General features: G+C 57.8%; 15 protein-coding genes, 2 tRNA genes and 3 rRNA genes. 11 read left to right on the plus strand and 9 right to left on the minus strand.

Features of this window, described 5'->3' with window-relative positions; all coding sequences use genetic code 11:
* Positions 1-482: 482 nt before the first annotated feature.
* From ACI514_RS00005 to ACI514_RS00040, 8 genes are all read left to right on the plus strand, one after another.
* Positions 483-2,019 (plus strand): 16S ribosomal RNA (locus tag ACI514_RS00005).
* Positions 2,020-2,100: 81 nt separating this feature from the next.
* Positions 2,101-2,177: transfer RNA gene (locus tag ACI514_RS00010), tRNA-Ile, on the plus strand.
* 30 nt (positions 2,178-2,207) lie between these two features.
* A tRNA-Ala gene (locus tag ACI514_RS00015) sits at positions 2,208-2,283 on the plus strand.
* 247 nt (positions 2,284-2,530) lie between these two features.
* A 23S ribosomal RNA gene (locus ACI514_RS00020) occupies positions 2,531-5,424 on the plus strand.
* Positions 5,425-5,572: 148 nt separating this feature from the next.
* Positions 5,573-5,688, plus strand: a 5S ribosomal RNA gene (rrf, locus tag ACI514_RS00025).
* The 16S, 23S and 5S rRNA genes sit together here with 2 tRNA genes alongside, the layout of an rRNA operon.
* 149 nt (positions 5,689-5,837) lie before the next feature.
* A complete protein-coding gene (locus tag ACI514_RS00030; RefSeq protein WP_160059433.1) occupies positions 5,838-6,497 on the plus strand; it encodes a paraquat-inducible protein A in 660 nt (219 codons plus the stop codon).
* Positions 6,484-7,107 (plus strand): paraquat-inducible protein A, encoded by a 624-nt coding sequence (locus ACI514_RS00035; protein ID WP_160059432.1) that lies wholly within the window; start codon positions 6,484-6,486, stop codon positions 7,105-7,107. The genes ACI514_RS00030 and ACI514_RS00035 overlap by 14 nt, the downstream gene beginning before the upstream one ends.
* Positions 7,100-9,403, plus strand: a complete 2,304-nt coding sequence (locus ACI514_RS00040) for an MlaD family protein (protein WP_405122868.1) — start codon at positions 7,100-7,102, stop codon at positions 9,401-9,403. The genes ACI514_RS00035 and ACI514_RS00040 overlap by 8 nt, the downstream gene beginning before the upstream one ends.
* Positions 9,404-9,593: 190 nt before the next feature.
* Here ACI514_RS00040 and mksF read toward each other — a convergent pair whose 3' ends face one another.
* From mksF to mksB, 3 genes are read right to left on the minus strand one after another with little or no spacing between them, the layout of a single operon-like run.
* A complete protein-coding gene (gene mksF, locus ACI514_RS00045; protein WP_405122869.1) occupies positions 9,594-12,434 on the minus strand; it encodes an Mks condensin complex protein MksF in 2,841 nt (946 codons plus the stop codon).
* Positions 12,431-13,132, minus strand: a complete 702-nt coding sequence (gene mksE / locus ACI514_RS00050) for an Mks condensin complex protein MksE (RefSeq protein WP_007912968.1) — start codon at positions 13,130-13,132, stop codon at positions 12,431-12,433. Before mksE ends, mksF begins: the two co-directional genes overlap by 4 nt.
* A complete protein-coding gene (gene mksB / locus ACI514_RS00055; RefSeq protein ID WP_026000484.1) occupies positions 13,122-14,399 on the minus strand; it encodes an Mks condensin complex protein MksB in 1,278 nt (425 codons plus the stop codon). The genes mksE and mksB overlap by 11 nt, the downstream gene beginning before the upstream one ends.
* Positions 14,400-14,631: 232 nt before the next feature.
* Between mksB and ACI514_RS00060 the strand changes: the two genes are divergently transcribed.
* Both ACI514_RS00060 and rimI read left to right on the plus strand, forming a co-directional pair.
* Entirely contained in the window at positions 14,632-15,381 is a 750-nt protein-coding gene (locus ACI514_RS00060; protein WP_405124182.1) for an energy transducer TonB, read from the plus strand.
* The gene (rimI, locus tag ACI514_RS00065; RefSeq protein ID WP_007912963.1) at positions 15,374-15,826 is read left to right on the plus strand and encodes a ribosomal protein S18-alanine N-acetyltransferase; all 453 of its coding nucleotides are present in this window, start codon (positions 15,374-15,376) and stop codon (positions 15,824-15,826) included. Before ACI514_RS00060 ends, rimI begins: the two co-directional genes overlap by 8 nt.
* A 97-nt stretch (positions 15,827-15,923) precedes the next feature.
* On the opposite strand, the gene ACI514_RS00070 is transcribed toward rimI, so the two are convergent.
* Positions 15,924-16,328 carry a serine kinase/phosphatase gene (locus ACI514_RS00070; RefSeq protein WP_160059428.1) on the minus strand — a complete coding sequence of 135 codons (405 nt, stop codon included), beginning with the start codon at positions 16,326-16,328 and terminating at the stop codon, positions 15,924-15,926.
* A gap of 141 nt (positions 16,329-16,469) precedes the next feature.
* On the opposite strand from ACI514_RS00070, the gene can reads away from it, so the two are divergent.
* Positions 16,470-17,114, plus strand: coding sequence for a carbonate dehydratase (can, locus tag ACI514_RS00075; RefSeq protein WP_160059427.1), 645 nt, complete (start codon positions 16,470-16,472; stop codon positions 17,112-17,114).
* A 20-nt stretch (positions 17,115-17,134) separates the two neighbouring features.
* Here the strand turns inward: can and ACI514_RS00080 are convergent, their stop codons facing one another.
* The 5 genes from ACI514_RS00080 to ACI514_RS00100 all read right to left on the minus strand — a co-directional run bounded on the left by ACI514_RS00080 (position 17,135) and on the right by ACI514_RS00100 (position 24,377).
* On the minus strand, positions 17,135-17,659 hold the full coding sequence (locus tag ACI514_RS00080) for an SET domain-containing protein-lysine N-methyltransferase (protein ID WP_160059426.1): 525 nt from the start codon (positions 17,657-17,659) through the stop codon (positions 17,135-17,137).
* Between the two features lie 180 nt (positions 17,660-17,839).
* Positions 17,840-19,027 (minus strand): hypothetical protein, encoded by a 1,188-nt coding sequence (locus tag ACI514_RS00085; RefSeq protein ID WP_160059425.1) that lies wholly within the window; start codon positions 19,025-19,027, stop codon positions 17,840-17,842.
* A gap of 119 nt (positions 19,028-19,146) precedes the next feature.
* Positions 19,147-20,841, minus strand: a complete 1,695-nt coding sequence (acpA, locus tag ACI514_RS00090) for an acid phosphatase (RefSeq protein WP_405122870.1) — start codon at positions 20,839-20,841, stop codon at positions 19,147-19,149.
* Positions 20,842-20,940: 99 nt separating this feature from the next.
* Positions 20,941-22,668 carry a J domain-containing protein gene (locus ACI514_RS00095; RefSeq protein ID WP_160059423.1) on the minus strand — a complete coding sequence of 576 codons (1,728 nt, stop codon included), beginning with the start codon at positions 22,666-22,668 and terminating at the stop codon, positions 20,941-20,943.
* An 11-nt stretch (positions 22,669-22,679) separates the two neighbouring features.
* Positions 22,680-24,377, minus strand: a complete 1,698-nt coding sequence (locus ACI514_RS00100) for a molecular chaperone HscC (protein ID WP_160059422.1) — start codon at positions 24,375-24,377, stop codon at positions 22,680-22,682.
* Between the last annotated feature and the right edge of the window lie 149 nt (positions 24,378-24,526).

Below are 24,526 nucleotides of genomic sequence, written 5' to 3' on the forward strand. Positions count from 1 at the left end.
GTTGACGGCAGATTTCAGATGTCTATAATTCGCCCCACTTCCGGCGCAGTCGAAACGGAAAACTCCTTGAGATTCAATGAGTTATGCAGGTTTCGGCGGCGGGTTGCTTCAGTTCATCGAAGCCAAAAGGAAGTTGAAAAAGAGGTGTTGACAGCAGCGTGTAACGCTGTAGAATTCGCCTCCCGCTGACGAGAGATCGGAGGCGCAAGTGGTTGAAGTTGTTGAAGAAATCTTCGAAAACTTCTGAAAATAATCACTTGACAGCAAATGAGGCTGCTGTAGAATGCGCGCCTCGGTTGATACGAAAGATCTCAACCAACCGCTCTTTAACAACTGAATCAAGCAATTCGTGTGGGTGCTTGTGGAATCAGACTGATAGTCAACAAGATTATCAGCATCACAAGTTGCTCCGCGAGAAATCAAAGATGTAACCAACGATTGCTGAGCCAAGTTTAGGGTTTCTTAAAAACCCAAAGATGTTTGAACTGAAGAGTTTGATCATGGCTCAGATTGAACGCTGGCGGCAGGCCTAACACATGCAAGTCGAGCGGATGAGAGGAGCTTGCTCCTGGATTCAGCGGCGGACGGGTGAGTAATGCCTAGGAATCTGCCTGGTAGTGGGGGACAACGTTTCGAAAGGAACGCTAATACCGCATACGTCCTACGGGAGAAAGCAGGGGACCTTCGGGCCTTGCGCTATCAGATGAGCCTAGGTCGGATTAGCTAGTTGGTGAGGTAATGGCTCACCAAGGCGACGATCCGTAACTGGTCTGAGAGGATGATCAGTCACACTGGAACTGAGACACGGTCCAGACTCCTACGGGAGGCAGCAGTGGGGAATATTGGACAATGGGCGAAAGCCTGATCCAGCCATGCCGCGTGTGTGAAGAAGGTCTTCGGATTGTAAAGCACTTTAAGTTGGGAGGAAGGGTTGTAGATTAATACTCTGCAATTTTGACGTTACCGACAGAATAAGCACCGGCTAACTCTGTGCCAGCAGCCGCGGTAATACAGAGGGTGCAAGCGTTAATCGGAATTACTGGGCGTAAAGCGCGCGTAGGTGGTTCGTTAAGTTGGATGTGAAATCCCCGGGCTCAACCTGGGAACTGCATTCAAAACTGTCGAGCTAGAGTATGGTAGAGGGTGGTGGAATTTCCTGTGTAGCGGTGAAATGCGTAGATATAGGAAGGAACACCAGTGGCGAAGGCGACCACCTGGACTGATACTGACACTGAGGTGCGAAAGCGTGGGGAGCAAACAGGATTAGATACCCTGGTAGTCCACGCCGTAAACGATGTCAACTAGCCGTTGGGAGCCTTGAGCTCTTAGTGGCGCAGCTAACGCATTAAGTTGACCGCCTGGGGAGTACGGCCGCAAGGTTAAAACTCAAATGAATTGACGGGGGCCCGCACAAGCGGTGGAGCATGTGGTTTAATTCGAAGCAACGCGAAGAACCTTACCAGGCCTTGACATCCAATGAACTTTCCAGAGATGGATTGGTGCCTTCGGGAACATTGAGACAGGTGCTGCATGGCTGTCGTCAGCTCGTGTCGTGAGATGTTGGGTTAAGTCCCGTAACGAGCGCAACCCTTGTCCTTAGTTACCAGCACGTTATGGTGGGCACTCTAAGGAGACTGCCGGTGACAAACCGGAGGAAGGTGGGGATGACGTCAAGTCATCATGGCCCTTACGGCCTGGGCTACACACGTGCTACAATGGTCGGTACAAAGGGTTGCCAAGCCGCGAGGTGGAGCTAATCCCATAAAACCGATCGTAGTCCGGATCGCAGTCTGCAACTCGACTGCGTGAAGTCGGAATCGCTAGTAATCGTGAATCAGAATGTCACGGTGAATACGTTCCCGGGCCTTGTACACACCGCCCGTCACACCATGGGAGTGGGTTGCACCAGAAGTAGCTAGTCTAACCTTCGGGAGGACGGTTACCACGGTGTGATTCATGACTGGGGTGAAGTCGTAACAAGGTAGCCGTAGGGGAACCTGCGGCTGGATCACCTCCTTAATCGACGACATCAGCTGCTCCATAAGTTCCCACACGAATTGCTTGATTCATTGAAGAAGACGAAAGAAGCAGCCCGAAATTGGGTCTGTAGCTCAGTTGGTTAGAGCGCACCCCTGATAAGGGTGAGGTCGGCAGTTCGAATCTGCCCAGACCCACCAATTTTGTGTGGGAAACGCCTGTAGAAATACGGGGCCATAGCTCAGCTGGGAGAGCGCCTGCCTTGCACGCAGGAGGTCAACGGTTCGATCCCGTTTGGCTCCACCACTACTGCTTCTAAAGTTTGAAAGCTTAGAAATGAGCATTCCATCGTTGTGATGATGAATGTTGATTTCTAGTCTTTGACTAGTTCGTTCTTTAAAAATTTGGGTATGTGATAGAAAGATAGACTGAACGTTACTTTCACTGGTAACGGATCAGGCTAAGGTAAAATTTGTGAGTTCTCTTAGTTGAGAAATTCGAATTTTCGGCGAATGTCGTCTTCACAGTATAACCAGATTGCTTGGGGTTATATGGTCAAGTGAAGAAGCGCATACGGTGGATGCCTTGGCAGTCAGAGGCGATGAAAGACGTGGTAGCCTGCGAAAAGCTTCGGGGAGTCGGCAAACAGACTTTGATCCGGAGATGTCTGAATGGGGGAACCCAGCCATCATAAGATGGTTATCTTGTACTGAATACATAGGTGCAAGAGGCGAACCAGGGGAACTGAAACATCTAAGTACCCTGAGGAAAAGAAATCAACCGAGATTCCCTTAGTAGTGGCGAGCGAACGGGGACTAGCCCTTAAGTGGCTTTGAGATTAGCGGAACGCTCTGGAAAGTGCGGCCATAGTGGGTGATAGCCCTGTACGCGAAAATCTCTTGGTCATGAAATCGAGTAGGACGGAGCACGAGAAACTTTGTCTGAATATGGGGGGACCATCCTCCAAGGCTAAATACTACTGACTGACCGATAGTGAACTAGTACCGTGAGGGAAAGGCGAAAAGAACCCCGGAGAGGGGAGTGAAATAGATCCTGAAACCGTATGCGTACAAGCAGTGGGAGCCCACTTTGTTGGGTGACTGCGTACCTTTTGTATAATGGGTCAGCGACTTATTTTCAGTGGCGAGCTTAACCGAATAGGGGAGGCGTAGCGAAAGCGAGTCTTAATAGGGCGTCTAGTCGCTGGGAATAGACCCGAAACCGGGCGATCTATCCATGGGCAGGTTGAAGGTTGGGTAACACTAACTGGAGGACCGAACCGACTACCGTTGAAAAGTTAGCGGATGACCTGTGGATCGGAGTGAAAGGCTAATCAAGCTCGGAGATAGCTGGTTCTCCTCGAAAGCTATTTAGGTAGCGCCTCATGTATCACTGTAGGGGGTAGAGCACTGTTTCGGCTAGGGGGTCATCCCGACTTACCAAACCGATGCAAACTCCGAATACCTACAAGTGCCGAGCATGGGAGACACACGGCGGGTGCTAACGTCCGTCGTGAAAAGGGAAACAACCCAGACCGTCAGCTAAGGTCCCAAAGTTATGGTTAAGTGGGAAACGATGTGGGAAGGCTTAGACAGCTAGGAGGTTGGCTTAGAAGCAGCCACCCTTTAAAGAAAGCGTAATAGCTCACTAGTCGAGTCGGCCTGCGCGGAAGATGTAACGGGGCTCAAACCATACACCGAAGCTACGGGTATCATCTTCGGATGATGCGGTAGAGGAGCGTTCTGTAAGCCTGTGAAGGTGAGTTGAGAAGCTTGCTGGAGGTATCAGAAGTGCGAATGCTGACATGAGTAACGACAATGGGTGTGAAAAACACCCACGCCGAAAGACCAAGGTTTCCTGCGCAACGTTAATCGACGCAGGGTTAGTCGGTCCCTAAGGCGAGGCTGAAAAGCGTAGTCGATGGAAAACAGGTTAATATTCCTGTACTTCTGGTTATTGCGATGGAGGGACGGAGAAGGCTAGGCCAGCTTGGCGTTGGTTGTCCAAGTTTAAGGTGGTAGGCTGAGATCTTAGGTAAATCCGGGATCTTAAGGCCGAGAGCTGATGACGAGTGTTCTTTTAGAACACGAAGTGGTTGATGCCATGCTTCCAAGAAAAGCTTCTAAGCTTCAGGTAACCAGGAACCGTACCCCAAACCGACACAGGTGGTTGGGTAGAGAATACCAAGGCGCTTGAGAGAACTCGGGTGAAGGAACTAGGCAAAATGGCACCGTAACTTCGGGAGAAGGTGCGCCGGTGAGGGTGAAGGACTTGCTCCGTAAGCTCATGCCGGTCGAAGATACCAGGCCGCTGCGACTGTTTATTAAAAACACAGCACTCTGCAAACACGAAAGTGGACGTATAGGGTGTGACGCCTGCCCGGTGCCGGAAGGTTAATTGATGGGGTTAGCTAACGCGAAGCTCTTGATCGAAGCCCCGGTAAACGGCGGCCGTAACTATAACGGTCCTAAGGTAGCGAAATTCCTTGTCGGGTAAGTTCCGACCTGCACGAATGGCGTAACGATGGCGGCGCTGTCTCCACCCGAGACTCAGTGAAATTGAAATCGCTGTGAAGATGCAGTGTATCCGCGGCTAGACGGAAAGACCCCGTGAACCTTTACTATAGCTTTGCACTGGACTTTGAATTTGCTTGTGTAGGATAGGTGGGAGGCTTTGAAGCGTGGACGCCAGTTCGCGTGGAGCCATCCTTGAAATACCACCCTGGCAACTTTGAGGTTCTAACTCAGGTCCGTTATCCGGATCGAGGACAGTGTATGGTGGGTAGTTTGACTGGGGCGGTCTCCTCCTAAAGAGTAACGGAGGAGTACGAAGGTGCGCTCAGACCGGTCGGAAATCGGTCGTAGAGTATAAAGGCAAAAGCGCGCTTGACTGCGAGACAGACACGTCGAGCAGGTACGAAAGTAGGTCTTAGTGATCCGGTGGTTCTGTATGGAAGGGCCATCGCTCAACGGATAAAAGGTACTCCGGGGATAACAGGCTGATACCGCCCAAGAGTTCATATCGACGGCGGTGTTTGGCACCTCGATGTCGGCTCATCACATCCTGGGGCTGAAGCCGGTCCCAAGGGTATGGCTGTTCGCCATTTAAAGTGGTACGCGAGCTGGGTTTAGAACGTCGTGAGACAGTTCGGTCCCTATCTGCCGTGGACGTTTGAGATTTGAGAGGGGCTGCTCCTAGTACGAGAGGACCGGAGTGGACGAACCTCTGGTGTTCCGGTTGTCACGCCAGTGGCATTGCCGGGTAGCTATGTTCGGGAAAGATAACCGCTGAAAGCATCTAAGCGGGAAACTTGCCTCAAGATGAGATCTCACTGGAACCTTGAGTTCCCTGAAGGGCCGTCGAAGACTACGACGTTGATAGGTTGGGTGTGTAAGCGCTGTGAGGCGTTGAGCTAACCAATACTAATTGCCCGTGAGGCTTGACCATATAACACCCAAGCAATTTGCGTCGAAAGGCCAAGTTGCGGTGTGTGAAGACGAAACGAACCGAAAGTTCGATGTTCACAAAACACCAGCTGTCACATACCCAATTTGCTGAAGCGAGGCCCTCTGGTCACGACTCAGTACCCGAATTTCTTGACGACTATAGAGCGTTGGAACCACCTGATCCCATCCCGAACTCAGCAGTGAAACGATGCATCGCCGATGGTAGTGTGGGGTTTCCCCATGTGAGAGTAGGTCATCGTCAAGATTAAATTCCGAAACCCCAATTGCGAAAGCAGTTGGGGTTTTGTTTTGCCCGCAGAAAAGTTTTTTACTCGTGACAGCGAACAAATTTGCACAGTTATTTTCGAATCAGAACACTAGAATAGCCCCACCTTATTCGGAGCCAGAGCCTTTATGCCAGAGTCGGTTGACGCCCCCGGGCTGTCAGATTTACCGCTGGAAGACTTGGTGGCCTGTCACGAGTGCGATCTGCTGATGCGCAAGCCAACGCTTGCTCACGGCGAGAAAGCGCTCTGTCCTCGTTGCGGTTACGAGTTATATGCCCACCGTCATAACGTGGTGCAGCGCAGCCTTGCCTTGGTGATCGCGGCATTATTGCTGTATATCCCGGCAAACTTTTTACCCATCATGCAACTCAATATCCTCGGACAATCTTCGCAGGACACGGTCTGGAGCGGCGTACTCGGCCTGTTCAACACGGACATGCAGGGTGTGTCGATCGTGGTGTTTCTGTGCAGCATGGCCATACCGTTGCTGAAGTTGCTATGCCAGTTATTCGTTCTACTGACTATTCGTTTCGATATCGGTCGCGGCTACGGCTTGCTGCTTTATCGCATTTACCACCACCTCAAAGACTGGGGAATGCTCGAGGTTTACCTCATGGGCGTACTGGTGGCGATCGTCAAACTGGCGGACATGGCCGCCATTACCGTAGGTCTGGGCCTGGCGTGTTTCATCGGTTTGTTGTTGGTGCAGGTCTGGCTGGAAGTGGTGATGTCACCGCACCAGATATGGCAGGCGTTATCAGGAGAGGACGCTCATGCGGGCGATTGATGCGGGCATTCTGGTGTGTACCGAATGTCATGAGTTGAACAAACAGGAAGCGGACGCCGACGAGCAAACCTGCACCCGCTGCGGTGCGCTGGTTCACGCTCGCCGTCCGAACAGCCTCGTACGCACCTGGGCACTGCTGATCACCGCCGCGATTATCTATATCCCGGCCAATGTCTTGCCGATCATGACTGTCAGTTCTTTGGGCCAGGGTGATCCGAGCACTATCATGTCCGGCGTGATTCAGTTAGTGCAGCACGGCATGATCCCGATTGCAGCCGTAGTGTTCATCGCCAGTATTCTGGTACCGACCTTCAAACTGGTCGGCATCGCGCTGTTGCTTTTCTCTGTGCAAAGACGCCAGCCGCTGTCCGCTCGTCAACGCATCTGGATGTACCGCTTCATTGAGTTCATTGGCCGCTGGTCGATGCTCGATATATTTGTGATCGCCATTCTGGTGGCGGTCGTCAACTTCGGCCGGCTTGCCAGTGTCGAAGCCAATCTTGGCGCCATCGCCTTCGCCAGTGTGGTGATTCTGACGATGCTCGCCGCAGTAACTTTCGATCCCCGACTGATTTGGGATAACACGGAGTCGGACGACGACCATGACTGATTTGCCCGTAGCGAAAACCCGACCGGCTTCGAACTGGTCTGCCATTTGGGTACTGCCTCTGATCGCGCTGATCATCGGTGGCTGGCTCGGCTGGCGCGCCTATTCCGAAACCGGTATCGAAATTCAGATCCGCTTCGAGAGTGGTGAAGGCATCCAGGCCAACAAGACCGAGGTCATGTACAAAGGCATGTCGGTCGGTAAGGTCAAGGCGCTCAAGCTCGACGATGAGGGCAATTCCAAAGGCGTGATTGCCACCGTCGAGATGAATAAAGACGTTGAGCAATACCTCAAGACCAGCACGCGTTTCTGGCTGGTCAAGCCAAGCGTGACCCTGGCCGGTATCACCGGTCTGGAAACCCTGGTTTCGGGTAATTACGTCGCCATCAGTCCCGGCGAAGGTGAACCGGTGCGCAAGTTCAAGGCGCTCTCCGAGGAGCCGCCGTTGTCCGACGCCAAGCCCGGTCTGCACCTGACCATCAAGGCTGATCGTCTCGGTTCACTGAGCCGAGGCAGCCCGGTGTTCTACAAGCAGATCAAGGTTGGCCAGATCAAAAGCTACGTGCTGTCGGAAGACCAAAGTACCGTTGAGCTCAAAGTCTTCATCGAACCGACCTACGCCAAACTGGTGCGCAAACACACGCGTTTCTGGAACGCTAGCGGCATCAGCATCGACGCCAACCTGTCCGGTGTGAAAGTACGCAGCGAATCGCTGGCCAGTATCGTCGCCGGCGGCATCGCTTTCGCCACACCAGAAAACCGCAAGGACAGCCCACCGACCGATCCAAGCCTGCCGTTCCGACTCTATGAAGACTTCGATGCTGCTGCTGCCGGGATTCGCGTAAAGGTCAAACTCAGCGACTTCGAAGGCCTGCAGGCTGGCCGTACGCCGGTGATGTACAAAGGCATCCAAGTCGGCAACCTGAAAGCGCTGAAGGTCGATCCAGATCTGAACAGTGCCACTGCCGAGTTGACCCTTGATCCGCTCGCTGAAGATTATCTGGTCGACGGCACGCAGTTCTGGGTGGTCAAACCGTCGATTTCTCTGGCCGGTATCACCGGGCTGGAGGCGCTGGTGAAAGGTAACTACATCGCCGTGCGCCCGGGCGACAAGGGCGCTGCGCCGAAGCGCGAGTTCGAGGCGCGGCCGAAAGCGCCGCCGCTGGATCTGCGCTCACCGGGCTTGCACCTGGTGCTGTTCACCGATGTCCTCGGCTCGATCGATGTCGGCAGTCCAATTCTGTACAAACAGGTCAAGGTCGGTTCGGTGCAGAGCTACCAGTTCTCCAAGACCAAGAAGCAATTGGTCATTGGCGTGCACATCGATAAGGAATACGAAAACCTGGTCAACGCCTCGACGCGTTTCTGGAATGTCAGTGGCATCACGTTGACCGGCGGACTGACCGGTGGCATTCAGGTCAAGAGTGAGTCGCTGCAGACCCTGATGGCCGGTGGTATCGCCTTTGAGACACCGCAAGCCAAGGCGCCGCTGCAGAAACGTATTCCGCGTTTCCGCCTGTTCGCCAACCATGATGAGGCGAATCAGAAAGGCGCGGTGGTGACAATCAAAGTCGATCGCGCTGATGGTCTGCGCAGTGGCACCCCGGTGCGCTTCAAGGGACTGGATGTCGGCAAGATCGAAAGTGTCGATCTGACTGACGATCTGCAATCGGTCATCCTCACGGCGCGCATCACCGAAGTGCCAGAGAAGATCGCCCGGGTCGGCAGTCAGTTCTGGGTGGTCAAACCGGAGCTCGGCCTGATCAAGACAGCGAATCTGGAAACCCTGGTGACCGGTCAGTACATCGAAGTACAACCGGCGGTTAAGAACCTCGGCCCGCAGAAGAACTTCGTTGCCCTGGCCAATGCGCCGGAAGTGACCAAGCAAGAGGCGGGTCTGAGCCTGGTACTGAGCGCTGCCCGTCGTGGATCGCTGAAACCGGGTGTGCCAGTCACCTACCGCGAAATTACTGTGGGTAAGGTCACCGGTTATGAACTGGGGCAGACCGCTGATCGCGTGTTGGTGCACATTTTGATCGAGCCGAAGTATGCGCCGTTGGTGCGCAGCGGTAGCCGGTTCTGGAACACCAGCGGTGTTGGTTTTGATATCGGTCTGTTCAACGGGCTGACGGTACGCACCGAGTCGTTGGAGACGGCGATTCAGGGTGGCATCGCCTTCGCCACGCCGGATGGCGAGCGCATGGGCAACCCGGCGCGTGCGGAGCAGACGTTCCCGCTGTTCGACAAGTTTGAGGATGAGTGGCTGACATGGGCGCCGAAGATTTCCCTCGGTAAATAACCTGAAGTTGATGTGGCGTCTACAAAGACGCCTTCGCGAGCAGGCTCGCTCCCACATTTGGAATGCGTTTCAATGTGGGAGCGAGCTTGCTCGCGAAGAGGCCTCAAAGCCCAGCACAAACCCCAAGCCATAAAAAAGGGCCGCGATCCAAACTGATCGCGGCCCTTTTTTTGCCTTCAGCTAAAGCCGATCAAACCGCATCCAGCTCCGGCTCATCCGCTTCAACATTCAGCGTGGCCTTGACCACATCATGGCGACGGATGTACTTCCAGTCCGCCTCATCGATGTAGATCCCCGCCGGGCCGCTACCGCCTTCCAGGTCGATCGCGACACTGGCGCAGACCTGCGGCTTCACACTCGCCAGAATCGGCACGAAGCCCAGTTGCAGACTGGTTTCCAGCAACGCGGCCTGGTTCTTCTCGTCGATGTCCGCCGCCTCGTCGAGGTAGTACGGCAGGCGCACGCGACCGGCCAGATCGCGATCCATCAAGTGCAGCAACAAGTACATGTTGGTCAGCGCCTTGATGGTCATCGTCGTACCGTTGGACGCCGCGCCATCGATGTCGGTGTGGATCACCGGTTGGCCGTTGACCTTGGTGATCTCGAACGCCAGCTCAAACAAGTCCTTGAGACCGAGCTGGTTGTGGTTGGCCGCCACCAGCCGTGCCAGGTATTCCTTGGCCTCTTCGTTCTTGTTGTCCTGCTCCGCGCTCTGGCTCAGATCGAACACCGACAGGGTTTCGCCTTCTTCGTACTGACCGGCGCTGTGGATGATCTGGTCGATGTGCTTGAGGGCTTCCTTGTTCGGCGCGAGGACGATGCGGAAGCTCTGCAGGTTGGAGACCTGACGCTTGTTGATCTCGCGGTTGAACAGCGCCAGTTGATGCTCGAGGCTGTCGTAGTCGCTACGGATATTGCGCAGGGTCCGGGCGATGTCGGTGACTGCCGCACGACGGGCCTTGCCCAGCGTCAGCGCTTCATCGGTACGGTGCGCGTACGCGTTGATCAGCAACGACAGGCGGCGCTCCATGTCGTCTTCGCTGTCGAACTTGGCCACGCCTTTGAGGCGCACTTGCGCATACAGCGCTTCGATCTGGCCGTCAGCGCGGAGCAAGCCTTGCCAGCTGTCCTGATAGTCGTTGAGCAGCGGCAGCAGGTTGTCCATCGAATCGTCGACCGGATCCATGAACGGCGTACCGAACGGCAGATCCGCCGGCAGCAACTGACGACGACGCAGCGCATCGTCAAGGGTGCGTTGCTTGGCTTCCATGTCGGCGATCTGGCGGCCGACCAGTTGCAGCTTGGCCGACAGTTGCTGGACGCGCTCGGTGAAGGCATCGCTGGAACGCTTGAGTTCGTCCTGTGCACCTTCCATCTGCGCCAGTTGTTCGAGCTTGTCGCCTTCTTCTGCGCTCAGGGTCTGGGTGCGGCGGAAATCTTCCAAGGCTTTCTGCGCGTCCAGCACTTGCTGGTACAGCGCTTCGGTCTGGGTCTTGCTCGCGGCGCGGTCGGCGGCCACGGCTTGCTGGGTTTTCAGTTGCTTGAGTTCTTTTTCCAGGCGCTCTTTCTGATCGCGCAGCGCAGCGCGGTCAGCCAAGGCCTGCAGCGCCGGCGGCTCAATGTGCGAGATGTCGATGGACAGGCCCGGCACTTCGAAGCGCTCGCCCTTGAAACCGTCGAGAATCAGCTCAACCGATTTGACCCACTCGCCATCGTCGTCGAGGGTGATGCCGTGTTCGCCCAGCGGCAGGCTGAACAGCGCGCTGTTGAACAGGCGCATCAGACGCTCGACGTCCTGTTGCGAGAATTCTTCACGCAGGCGGGCGTAGCTGTTGTTGTCGGCGTGATCGAGTTGCAGTTTCACCGACTTCAGGCGTTTTTCCAGATCGCGCAGACGCTCTTCGAGATCTTCTGCACTGAACTGACGCGATTGCGCCAAGGCACCGGCCAGTTCGTCGTGGGCGTCTTTGGCCGCGAGCAATTGTTGCTCGAGCACTTTGACGTCATCGACCAGTGCGAAGCGATTCTTCAACACCGACAGCTCGCCGAGCCAGCGCTGAATGCCGGAAATTTCCCGCTCCAGACGCATCAGTTCCTGGGTGCCGCCGCGTTGATCGTTTTGCAGGCTGTCCTGCTCACCACGGTAATGGTCGGCCTGGATGGTCAGTTCTTCTTTGCGCGCACTGGCGTAGTCCGACCAGGTGCCGAGCAACGAGTCGAGCAGCGGCGACAGGCGATGCAGTTTGCCGCGCAGCACGTCGCGCTGTTTTACACCGTTGGCCAAGGCTTCAACCAATGGGCCGGCAGCGACCAGCGAGTTGTAGTCCTGTTCCATCCGGCGCACATCGCGGAAAGCTTCTTCGCACGCGGCGATGTAATCGACGCTGCCGGAACGCAGGCTGTGCTCGAAGGCGTCGAGGAACAACTGCTTCAACTTGGCCGCGGTGATTTCGCGCATGTGCAGCAGGTTGATGAACAGCGCGCGGAAGGTCTTCAGGCTCTGCTCGCTGGTGGAGCGCAGCGGAATCAACGTCAGATCCAAAGGAATCGAGGTGTGACCGCCTACCAGCAAACGACGCAGTTCGTCCGGCTTGAGTTCGTAGGCTTTCAGGCCTTCTTTCTCAAGGTTGCTGAACAGCTCTTTCTGGCGCAGGCAGGTGTCGTTCTTCTGGTAATGCGCCAGATCGAGCTTGCCGGCATAGGCAAAGAACTGGTGACCGAAACCACCGCCCGGGCCGCGCCCGACCACCCCGATCACGTGTGGGCCGTGGGGCAGGCTCACTTCGACAAGGATGTAACTGGTGTCGGAAGCGAAGTAAAAACGCCGCGATTGTTCGAGGCTGTACTTGCCGAAACTCATGTCCGACATGCGCGCCAGAATCGGGAACTGCAAGGCGTTGATCGACGCCGATTTACCGAGGTTGTTCGCACCGTAAACCGACAACGGTTCTTCCAGCGGGAACAGGCCGAGGCTGTAACCGGCGGTGTTCAAAAGGGCAAAGCGGCGGATGCCGTAGCGTTCCTGGCTCATGCGTCGGACTCCTGTTCTTCGGCAATGGCGCGGGCCAGTGCGTCTTCTTCGCTCTCTTCTTCAAACTCTGAAAGATCGAGCGGGTCGTCGGTTTCGAGGAATTTGGCTTCGGCGGCTTCGTCGATCAGCACCGGGGCTGGCAGCGGCAATACGCTGTGCACGCTGGCCGCCAGATCGCGATCCTGCTGCACCGACAGGCACACATCGAGGAAGCGGTGCATCGGCGGCAGGAAGCGGTACACGCCGTTTTCTTCGCTGGCGAAACCGAGTTGAGTCATGCGGCGCATGATCTTTTCTTCGAGTTCTTCGACGGTCTGCACTTCGGCCTGAATGAACAGATCGCGGTATTTCTCCAGTAGCGATGGCAACTCTTCGCGGCCGAGGCTGCCGCCATCGAGCACGGCAATCGGGTCACGGCCCTGATCGGCCAGATGTTCGACGAGGATGAAGGTGAACAGCGCCAGACGTTGCGCGGTCTTGTTCACCGCTGCGGCGGCCATGTCCGGCACGAAGTAGTAGAAACCACGGGTGTCGCAGACCAGTTCAAAGCCCAGCGCCTTGAACAGCGTGCGGTATTGATCCTGGAAGTTCGACAGTTGCGCGTACAGCTCCGGGTCGCGGCGGCTGACGTGGTAACCCTTGAACAGCTCGCGGAAGATCGGCGCGAGTTGCGACAGTTCGGAAAGATCAAGATGCATTGGGGATGCTCGCAGAATTCTCGGCGGCGCTGTCGCTGGCCGAGAGCAGGGCGAAGGAGCGCAGGCTGACCTGGTGCTCGTGAGTGTGGTATTCGCGGCGTTCCAGACGCTCGCGCTTGAAGCGTTTTTCCCGCGACAGGCGCGAGAACCAGTAGAGCAATTCGTCAGTGGCGCCGTCCGGTTCCTGCTCCAGCAGCCAGGTCATCAGATCCGGCATCGGCAGGGCTTCTTCGCAGCGGTCGACCATCTCGCGCACGGTGCGGGGGGCGCGTGGGGCTTCGCCTTTCTGGGTCTTGTGCGCTTTCGGGAAGCGCGCCGGTTTCGGCTCGAACCGCGCCAAGGCGTACACGTAGGCTTCGACCTGACTCGCACTGCCAAGGAAAGTACTTTGCGGGCGGGTGAACAGCGGCATCGCCGCTTGCGGAACGGCGTCGATGCCTTTACGACGAATCGCGGCCAATGCGAGTGCGGCACCACGGGTCACGGCGTTGTGCCGACGCGCTTCTTCACGCAGCGGCAGCAGCAGTTCGCGGGCATGACGCAAAGTCAGCTGGGCACTGGTCTGCATTTCGAGGATGCGCGCGTGGGTGCGCAGCAGCATGTCGTCGTCGACCAGATGACCGAGGCGCTGCTGTTCGCTGAGCATCTTCAGCAACACGGTTTCGACCTTGCGCACGCCTTGTTCGAAGGCGCCGTCGGCGTTCACCAGATCGATCATCGGTTCGACGTATTCGTCCCACGTCGCCAGTACTTCAGCGTAACGCTGACGCAGCGGAATCTGCCGGTCGCTGGTCTTCGCGCGCTCGGCGACGGCGACCAGGGCCTGTTCGTCGTTGTCGAGCTTCTTCAGTACGTCGCGTACACGCATGTCGAGCAAGCGCAACTGGCGGGCAAGGTCGTGGCCATCGCGGACTTCGAACGCGTCCTGGATGTAACCGGCCAGACGCTCGAGGTGGCGCAGATAGGCTTCGATTTCCAGGCACAGGCCCAAGCGGTGTTCACGCCGCAAGTAGGCGAGGAAGTCGTGAATCTGCGCGTTCAGCTCGAAACGGTTCGGGCTTTTTGCCACCGGAATCAGAATATCGAGGCGAATCCACACGTCGAGCAGGCTGGTAATGTCCTGTGGCGTGCTGTCCAGTTGTTGGGCGGCGAGTTGCGTGCGCAGTTCGTTGAGGCTCAATGTGCCTTGGTCGAAGTGCTCACACAGTGGCTCAAGCAGTGCCCAGTGTTCAGCGAGGGCGCGCAAGACGCGCTTGGGTTCGATCATCGGAATGCCCGGCTGGTTGGCAATGAAAAGCGGCGATTGTACTGCATCACGAAGGATGCGATTCACTCTCGGGACGGGCTGTCGAATTTTCTAAGGGACAGAGCTTAGGTAAAGGCTATCGATCAACAGCAAGCGATCTTGAACGAAGGGCGGTAGAATCAGCGCACTTCAGTTATCCACAAGTGGCCGACCCTTGCTAATCGAGTCCCGCCGCCGCGCCTATTTGAACGCCATGCAGGTGGTCAACTGGCTGCCGCGCACCGAATTGCCCTTCGCCGCACCCTCGCGGCCCGAGCTGCTGGACATGCCCGAGCCCGAGGTAGAGGCGCCGGTCGTGCTTGCACCGCAGGCCGAAGCCCCGGTGCAAACGGCTGCCGCTCGTCCGGTCGAACGGCCGAAGATCGAAGTGCCGCGTCCGTCGTTGGCCAGCACCCGGACCAACGCCAAACCGGTGGAAGAGGCCGACGACACGCCAGTGGTCGCCAAACCGGCACCGGAGCCGCCACCGCGTTTCGCCCTGCAACTGCTGCGCGCCGGGCGTTGCCTGCTGCTGGTCGAGTTACCCACAGGCGAACCGTTCCAGAGCCGTGATCCCGCGTATTTGCTGCTCAAAGACATGCTGCGCGCTGCCGGTCTGCCGGATGCACCGCAAATTGTCGGCGAGCCGGTACGTTGGCCGTGGCTCAATCGCGGCACCATGGATCAGGGCCCGGAAGCGGCGCGTGACTTTGTACAGGGTTTCCTTTCCGTGCAAATGGAAGCCGCTCCGTGTGCCTGCCTGTGGCTGATCGGCCTGCCGGCGGTGCGTTTTGCCGGTGAGGCGGATGCCGAAGCGTTCAATCGTGAATTGCAGATCGAAGGCCTGGGCTCGGCCTGGGCCATTCCCGGTCTGGAATTGTTAATGGAAGAGCCACAGCGCAAGGCCGCTGTGTGGCAAGCCATGCGTCGGCTGATGGCGCTCTGGAAAGAATCGAATGAGTGACGCTGTATCGTTCCGCCCGATGACCGAGGCGGATCTGGAAACCGTGCTGAAAATCGAGTACGCCGCTTACAGCCATCCGTGGACTCGCGGGATTTTTCTCGACGGGCTGGGCAAGTACCAGATCTGGCTGATGTTCGAAGGTGAGCAGCAGGTTGGCCACGGCGTGGTGCAGATCATTCTGGATGAGGCGCATCTGCTCAATATCACTGTCAAACCTGAGAATCAGGGGCGCGGGCTGGGGCTGACGTTGCTTGAGCATCTGATGTCGCGGGCGTATGCGGCTTCGGCGCGGGAATGTTTTCTGGAAGTGCGTGACAGCAATACGGGCGCGTTCAAGTTGTACGAGCGTTATGGCTTCAACGAGATTGGCCGGCGCCGGGATTATTATCCGGCGGTGGGTGGGCGTGAAGATGCCGTGGTCATGGCCTGCACCTTGGTTGACTAATGACCTGTAGGAGCTGCCGAAGGCTGCGATCTTTTGATGTTGCGACCAAGATCAAAAGATCGCAGCATTCGGCAGCTCCTACAGGGCGGCGCGTCTATTAGCGGTTGCCATCCATCGGATCGCGCCGCGCCAGCTCCGCCTCATCCAGCCCATTGCCACCGCCAATGTCATCCTCATCGACAATGCTCAAATCCCAATCCGCCTGATTGCCTTCACCTGCCTCTTCGGCATCACGCGCACCGTCTTCATGAATCAGCGTTTCCGGGCTCAGGTCATCGTCAGTCGGCTCATGATCGGCGACTGAAGCCCCGGTCATCCCGGCCTCGCGCACCCGCTCACGCGGCATCAACTGCTCGCGTTCACGTTCAGGAATCTCATCACCGATTTTCGCGCTCGGTTGGTCTTCATCGAAATCCAGCTCATGCACCGAACCCATGCGGTCTTCGTTATCATCGATGGGCTCTGGTTGCTCCGCATCGTAAGGGCGTCGTGAATCAGTCATGGCAATTCCTCATACTGTGGGCCTTACTTAGGTGGACTCACCGGGCACACGAGAATTCCAATGAAATCACTTGCGCTGGCGGCGTGACCCCGACGGGTGGTCGTCTGTCATACCAGCGCATCTTTCTTGAGGCCTTACAGCATGCATGACTTACAAGACCTGATTGATAACAACGAGCGTTGGGCTGACGCGATCACCAAGGAAGACCCGGATTTCTTCGCCAAACTGGCGCGCCAGCAAACGCCGGAATATCTGTGGATCGGTTGTTCCGACGCACGCGTGCCGGCCAACGAAATCGTCGGCATGTTGCCAGGCGATCTGTTCGTTCACCGTAACGTCGCCAACGTGGTGCTGCACACCGATCTCAACTGCCTGTCGGTGATTCAGTACGCGGTCGATGTGCTCAAGGTTAAGCACATTCTTGTCACGGGCCACTACGGCTGCGGCGGTGTGCGCGCATCGATGCAGGATCGGCAGTTCGGTCTGATCGACGGCTGGCTGCGTTCGATCCGTGATCTGTATTACGAAAAACGTGAAGAACTGGCCAAGTTGCCGACGGAAGAAGAGCAGGTTGATCGCATGTGCGAACTCAACGTGGTCCAGCAAGTGGCTAACGTCGCCCACACCAGCATTATCCAGAACGCCTGGCATCGCGGGCAGAGCCTGTCGATCCACGGTTGCATCTACGGCATCAAGGATGGCCGCTGGAAAAGTCTCAACACCACCATCAGTGGTTTCGAGCAATTGCCGCCGCAGTATCGTTTGCGGCCGGTCGGCGCGTTGTAAGCCGCTTTTCAGCGCACCTTTCAGCGCAAACCGGAATGCCGCCAGCGCTGTAGAAAGTGGTGGCCTTCGAGGCTGGGTGGTTCGTCGAAACCGGTGATCCACCCGCGGCAACGTGAGGAACCGCAACCGCAGGCGAACTGGTGCAAGAGTTTGTCTTCGGTGGCGGCGTAGTCCATGGTCAACCGTTCCCCCCTGTGGATATCTTTCAGCGCCCACAGCCATAACTCGCTCATGTCGAGAAATACGTTGGGGTCGCAGGCGTGTTCGATCAATCCGCAGAAGCGCGGGTCGTAAATGTGGATCCCCGTCAGCAGTTGCCGGGTCTGGCGGCAGCGATACGGCAGTAATTGCCCGGACACCCGGCACATCCGGTGGGTGTGCAGAAACTCGCGCCGCGCCGCGACCGCCGTTGGGGTGCCGTGCTCATCCTTGATGATTTCGAAATCGACGCTCGATGGAAACCCCAGCCGTACGGGCAGACCGGCGAAAGGATAGATGCCTTCAGTATCGCGTGACGCCGATTGCGCCATGGCGTGGATATTCATATCAGTCCTTGTCGCAAAGCTTTTGCGACTTCCTTGGGTTGACGTCCTGTCAGTACTGCAACGCCACTGGTTGGATCCAATCGTGTCCTATTAGGTATAGCGGGTCTACTGTCAGATCTGACAGGCGATTTAGACGCTTTCCCGCGTCAGCATTGGCTGACACGGGAACGCTTCAAGCGGCTATAGGTGCGGGGCAGGGACGGCGGTGGTTGGCAACGGTGCTTGCAATTGCTTCAGTTGGGCCTTGATCGGGGTGGTAGCGCACTTGGCGGTGGCTTGTTCCGGGGTCAGATTACGGATCGAGGTGTAGAACAGCTCGCAGGTTTTGACTTTCTGCGTGACCTGCCATGTCTGTGTGCAACTGCTGAGGGTAGTCTGGGCATCGCTGCCAGGTTTGCTGCCCATCCCGGCCTGCCAGCAGGCGGCACTCAAATCCTGACCCATGACTTTCAGGCCTGCTGCATCAGCCTTGGCCTGTGCATCGTCGCCGGTGTAGCTCTTCGGGTCAGCGGCGTACCAGATGTAACTCGGGTGGTTGGAACCCAGCACCGGCACTTTCACGCCTTCGCTCGGGCTGATGGTCGCCAGCCCCAAGACATTCACAGTCGGCCCGTATTGCTGCTTGATCCAGTTACGCACCGGCGCACCGAACGCGACCATCGGCAGCGTCGTGCCGCTGGCGGTCTGGCTGAACTGTTTGACCAGCGTGGTCTGGTAGTCCTTGAAGTAGTCATACACGCCTTCCAGATCGCTGCCGGCATTGGACGGCGCGGCAATCGGGGCGATGTCGATGATGGTTTGATAGGCCGGCGTCTGCCCGGCAGGAATGCCATTGTCAGTCAGCAGCGTCGCCCAGCGGTCGGTGGTGTTCGACCGCAGATAATCCTGTGCCTGGGTCAGCGAGTAATCTGGCGGAAAGTGCAGCAACTCGACACTTTTACGGTTTTCCAGAGCCATGCCCAGCGGCAGGAACAGATACCAGCTGTAGGCCCATTTGCCGTCGGCGTTGAGTTTGCTGGCGCCGGTGTAGGCCAGATCCCCCGCATCCAGCAGCGCCGACAGCGGTTTGTCGTAATCCTTCGGCACGCCGGTGATTTCGGCATAGAGCTGGCCGTTGTCGGTTTTTACCAACACCTTGGCATCGGTATAACCATCGCGTTGTACGCTCTGGCTCAGGTAATGGGCGACGGTCTGTTCCAGCGTCCAGTTGCGGAAACAGATCACGCTGCAGTTGTTGGGATAAGCAAAGAGACGGGTGACGCGTTCGGTGCTGCCCAGTTTCAAGTCGACATCGGCGTGGGCGGCCGCGCTCAGCGTGAGTGCGGTGAGAGCCAGTGCAACGGGGGTAAGTCCTGCGAGTTTGAACATGCTCAGATCCTTTTCAGCGTCGGTTCCCCGCGTTTCGGGGGCGGCTCATAGTGGATCAGCCGCGTTTGACAGAGAAGCCGTCATCGGCAGAATTTTGCGCAAACTCGCAGGGCTGGTTTTCAGGCCTGAAAATGCAGAGCGTTGGTCAGATCGCCCATGGGTTTCTGGCCCCGGGCAATCATCGACTCGTCCCGTTGTTTGAGGCCGTCGAGGGTCTCCAACTGGAAGACACGAGTGATCAACCGCAGGATCGATGCCGTGTCGTAGACCGTGTGATCCACCGTGCTCTTGCGTGCAAACGGCGACACCACCAGCGCCGGTACTCGTGAGCCTGGCCCCCAACGGTCGCCCTTGGGCGGTGCGACGTGATCCCACCAGCCGCCGTTTTCATCGACCGTGACGATCACCACCATGTTTTTCCACTGCGGACTTTCGCGCAGCACTTTCAGCGCGCGCACGATGTGCCGATCCCCGGAAGCCACGTCGGCATAACCGGCGTGCATGTTCAGGTTGCCTTGGGGTTTGTAGAAACTCACCGCCGGCAACTTGCCCGCTTCGGCATCGGCGAAGAATTTGTTGCTGCTCGATTCATCACCCAAGCCAGCATCACGCAGACGCTTGTTGCGCTCGTCGGGATTCTCCGGACCTTGCTGCTTGAAGTAGTTGAACGGCTGATGGTGATACTGAAAATTCGGAATCTTCGGGATGCCGCCGGAGTCCTTGTACTGATCCAGCGTCGCCTGCCACGCACCGGCATACCACGCCCAATCGATGTTGTTTTTCGACAGCTTGTCGCCAATGTGTTCGTGGGTTTGCGGCACCATGACGTTGGGCAGATCCGCTTTGGAATACGCCGGGCGCTCCGGGTCGCGAATCCAGGTGGGCCAGTAGGGCGGGGCGAGGGTGTTGACGCCGAAGCCGTCCGGAGTCAGCGCACTCGGGCCGAACTGCGGCGGGCCGGTCATGGCGCTGGCCGGCGATGCGTCCAGCGGCTTGAGGCGCGGATCGGCCGGATCATCACTTTGCAACGCGGCGATCTGTGATTTGGCGACGGAGTTGGCCGCGTCCGGATAGAACGGCGCGGTGGCGCTGATCAGGTACTGATGGTTGAGGAACGAGCCACCGAAGGCGCCCTGGAAGAAGTTGTCACACAGCACAAACTCCTGCGCGACGTCCCACAGGCGCAGGAAATAACGGCTTTGGGCGTAGTGGCCCATGGTCAAGCCACCGGAGTCGGCCCAGGCGACGAAGCCGTCATTCTTGCCGCCGTTGATCTGCATCTGGTTCTGATAGAACACGTGCCACAAATCGCGGGTCACCAGACCGAATGGCAAATCTTCAGCATTCGGGCCTTTGAGGGCGAACGGTGCATTGGCCAGGTTTTGCTGAAACTGCGTGGCGTTGGGATAAGTCACGCCATCGAGGGTTTGCGGGCCGATCTGCAGCACACCGCCCCAGACCGGAGGCAGGGTTTGCAGCAGCGAGCCGTCGCGGTCACGTTGTTGATAGTCGCCGGGCTTGAGCGCTGCCAGCGGTTTTTCGACACCGGGGAAATCACCGAACAGGTTGTTGAAACTGCGGTTTTCGGCATAGATGACCACCACGGTTTTCACCTGATCGCGCAGGGCCTTGTCCAGTTCGGCGGGCGTCAGCGGGCGTTCGGTCGGTTTGCCCGGTTGATCGCTGGCGCTGCCACACCCCGCCAGCGTGGCACCGACACCCAGCACCGCGACGCCGCCGAGAAAGCGGCGGCGACTGGTGTCGGTGGGGTGATTGGATTCAGGTGCGTCAGTGCCGTCTGTGTCGTCTTTCATCTGTCAGCCCGTTCCTGCTTAATTGTTTCAGTATGTTTCGGGCGGACGCTAGCAAGTGAATGTGACGGTTGGATGACAAGCGGCACTGGCGCTGTTTGCCTAGCCGGGCATGAGTTGACTGAGCGAAAAGCCGAGTCTGCTGGCCGCCGTGATCGCGGTCATGACCACCAGAAACAGCAATTGCAGCGGACTGAAGTGCGCCCAGTGCAGTGCGGTCAGCCAAGGACGGCTGTGGCTCAGCTCCGGATCGAGCGAACCGATACGGCGTTTGTGCACCAGTCCTATCAGCAGCGTGCCGACATAAGTGAGCGCGCCCAGCGGCCCGAGCATCAGCGAAAACAGCAACAGCATGACCACCTGCGGGATCCCGTGACGTATCACCAGCCAGTGCGTGTCAGGGTTCCATTTGCGTGGAATCAGTCCTTCGGTGAGCCACAGGTCGGGGACTATCACATGGGCCGTGAGCACCACCCACCAACTCAGTGCAAAGCGGAAAAACCAGACCGGTACGCAGGCAAAGATCATCGGAATGAAGATCAGATTGGCGGTATCTCTTTTCTCAAGGCCCAGATAAAACAGGCAAAGAGCCAAGGCAATGGCCGCCCACACGCGTACCCAGGTTTCGGCAGCGATGGGCCGTGGAAAAAACCGCCGCCAGTAAAAAACGTCGGCGTAGGGCAAGCGCGCCAGCAGTTCCGGGAAGCGCCATTTGAGGTTTTCCGACAGATCGTGGCAGGCCTGCCATTCATTCTGGCCAAAGCCGTCGATGATCTTCTTCTGCTGCAGGGGCTTGAGCGGATTGATCAATAGATGCGCCGCTTGCACGTCGGCCGCCCACATCCGGTCGCTTTCAGCCTTGGCGCGCAGATTGTCGTAGAAGCTTTCCTGATCGCAGCGTTCGATCAAGGCGTCCCAGAGCCAGTCCGGTTGCGGGTGCAGGCCTTTGTTGTGATCCCAGCCGAACAGTTGGCCGATGCGGTCGAACAGCGGCACGCTCCACTCGGTGTCATTGAGCAAGTGCAGCAGGGTTTGCTGCCATTGTTCGCGGCGATCGAATACCTGCAGCCACGGTTGAGCGCTGTAGCGTTTGAGCACGTTGAGAAATTCGCGTTCGCTCTGGCTTTCGAGCAGCGCCTGCAAGGCGTTTCGGTAATCGGCCAGCAGGCTTTCGGCGAGCTGGTCGCGCTGATGATCATTCATCAGAACGTCCTGCCACGGCCCCAACCATCCAAGTTGCTCGACGGCCCAGTGCAGCACCGGGCTGCGCAGTTGCGGCTGTTCAAAACACAATTGCAGCAACAACCTTTCGAAGGCCTTGGCGCAGCCTTGCTGTTGCGCCTGATCCCAACGCTCGCCGAGGTTTTCGGGCGATAGCCCCTCAAGCAGTTGCCGTGCGGCCTGCGCTTCAAGCGCATACGCCTCTGTGTCCGGGGCCGCCGGCAGTGGCTCGACAGGCAAAACATCATCCTTCGCCGGCGGCGCAAAAGGCTCGGGGGCTGCCGGGTTGACGGGCGGAACGTCGAGATCGGCAAAATCCCACGACGGGTTTTGCCGGTGGCTGTGTTTGTTTGCCAGTGCAGCATCGACCGCCAGCGCGGCAAAGGCGCTGGAAGCCGTGGCCACGGCGACGTCGTCTTCGTCCGCAGGCTCAGCGTTTTCAAGGCGCCACCGGGCAATCGCCAGCGCTTGTTCGTAGGCTTCACGCAGGCGCTGGAAACCTTCGGCATCCTCATCGGGGCGGAAGGTTTTCAGCAGGCGCGCATAGGCGCGCTTGATGTCGCGTGTTTCAGCGTCATCGTGCAGGTGCAGCACCGACCAGCAATCCATGGCCAGGCTCCTTATTGCCACGGGGTGCGATCAAGTTCGCTCAGGCGGCGGCTCAAGTCGGTGCGCACTTCACGGATCTGGCGCTCGTCCTGAGAGTCGAGCGCGATCTGGAATTGCTTGGCCCAATCGCCCATGAGATCACGCAGATCGCCCAGGCTTTCCTGATAGAGGCGCTCCAGACGTGCAGTCAGCAGCGTGTTGACCTGCTGCTCGCGCGGATGAATCTTCAGCTGTGCGAGGTTCGCCAGGCGTTGCTGGATCTCCTCGGGGGACAGCACGCCCGGGTTGTTCTCGATGACCAGCGAATGCTGTTGTCCGGTCAGGGGGATTTTTACCTGGGCTTCGAGCAGACCGTTGTTGTCGTAGGTGAAGCGCACGTCGAGGGCAACTTCGCCGGCCTTGCGTTTGGGCACCTTGATGTCCAGTTCGCCGAGCGCCACGTTGTCTTTGACCAGGCGGCTTTCGCCCTGGAAGATCCGCACGACCACCTGTTCCTGATCGTCGTGCAGCGTGTACACGGTTTTCACTCGACTGACCGGCACGATGCTGTTGCGTTCGATGATCGGCAGGTAGTGGCCGCTCTCATAGTTGCGGCCGACCTGCGTGGAGGTCTCGATGCCCAGCGTATAGGAGCAGACATCGGTCAATACCACTTCTTCCAGCGCGGCGGCGCGGGCCTTGAGTGCCGCTTGAATCGCCGCGCCCTGTGCCACGACCTGATCCGGATCGAGGGTGATCGACGGGAACCGGCCGAACAGTCCGGCAGCGAGTTTGCGTACCAGCGGCATGCGCGTGGTGCCGCCGACCAGCAGAATTTCGTCGAGGTCGCTGACGCGGATGCGTGCATCGCGCAGCGCCCGTTCAATCGGCGCGCGCAGGCGTTCAAGCAGCGGCATGTACAGCGTCGCCAACTGTTGCTGGGTGATGGTTTGCGTCCACTGCCGCTCACCGAGCTGCAAGCGGAATTCGGCGCTGTCGTCCTGCCCCAGCGCCTTGCGCACGCGCTCGGCCTCGCGACGTAGCGGCTGGATGACGCTGCTGCGCTCCGGGAAGTCGGCGGCCGAACGGTGCTGGCTGATGAAGTGCTCAAGCAGCACGGTATCGAAGTCTTCGCCGCCGAGGAAGTTGTCACCGGCGCTGGCGCGTACCTCCATCACGCCTTCGAACAACTCCAGAATCGACACGTCGAACGTGCCGCCACCGAGGTCGAAAACCAGGAACGAAGTTTCCTTGTCCCGTTGGTGCAGTCCATAGGCGAGGGCGGCAGCGGTCGGTTCGTTGATCAACTTCTCGACCTTCAGCCCGGCCAGTTCGCCGGCGATCCGCGTAGCCTTGCGCTGGGCATCACTGAAGTAGGCCGGGACGCTGATCACGGCTTCGGTGACGGTTTCGCCAAACGCACGCTCGACGTCTTCTTTCAGACTCTTGAGCACCAGCGCGGACAACTCTTCCGGGCGAAACGCCTTGTCGGCCAGGTACGTTTGCGTGGCGCTGCCCATGTGGCGCTTGAACAGCGATGCGGTCAGGCGCGGATGCGTGTGCAGACGCTCACGCGCCGCCTGACCGACCAGAATCCGGCCTTGATCATCCAGGCCGACAACGCTCGGTGTCAGGAACTGGCCCAGGGCATTGGGCACCAACTCGGTGGCATCGCCCCGCCAGACGGCGACCAGGCTGTTGGTGGTTCCCAGGTCAATCCCTACGATCATTGCAACGAACTCCCTTTGCGCTTGGTAAAAAATGGAAACATTTATCGGTGCGCAGAATATTACCGAGGGTGCGATGCGGTAAAGCAGGATGATGGCTCTGAGCCATTATTTGCGACAGGCAGCCCGATACGCGGCTGTTTCAGAAGAAA

The sequence above is a fragment of the Pseudomonas sp. M20 genome (genome assembly GCF_045037865.1).
GTDB lineage: Bacteria > Pseudomonadota > Gammaproteobacteria > Pseudomonadales > Pseudomonadaceae > Aquipseudomonas.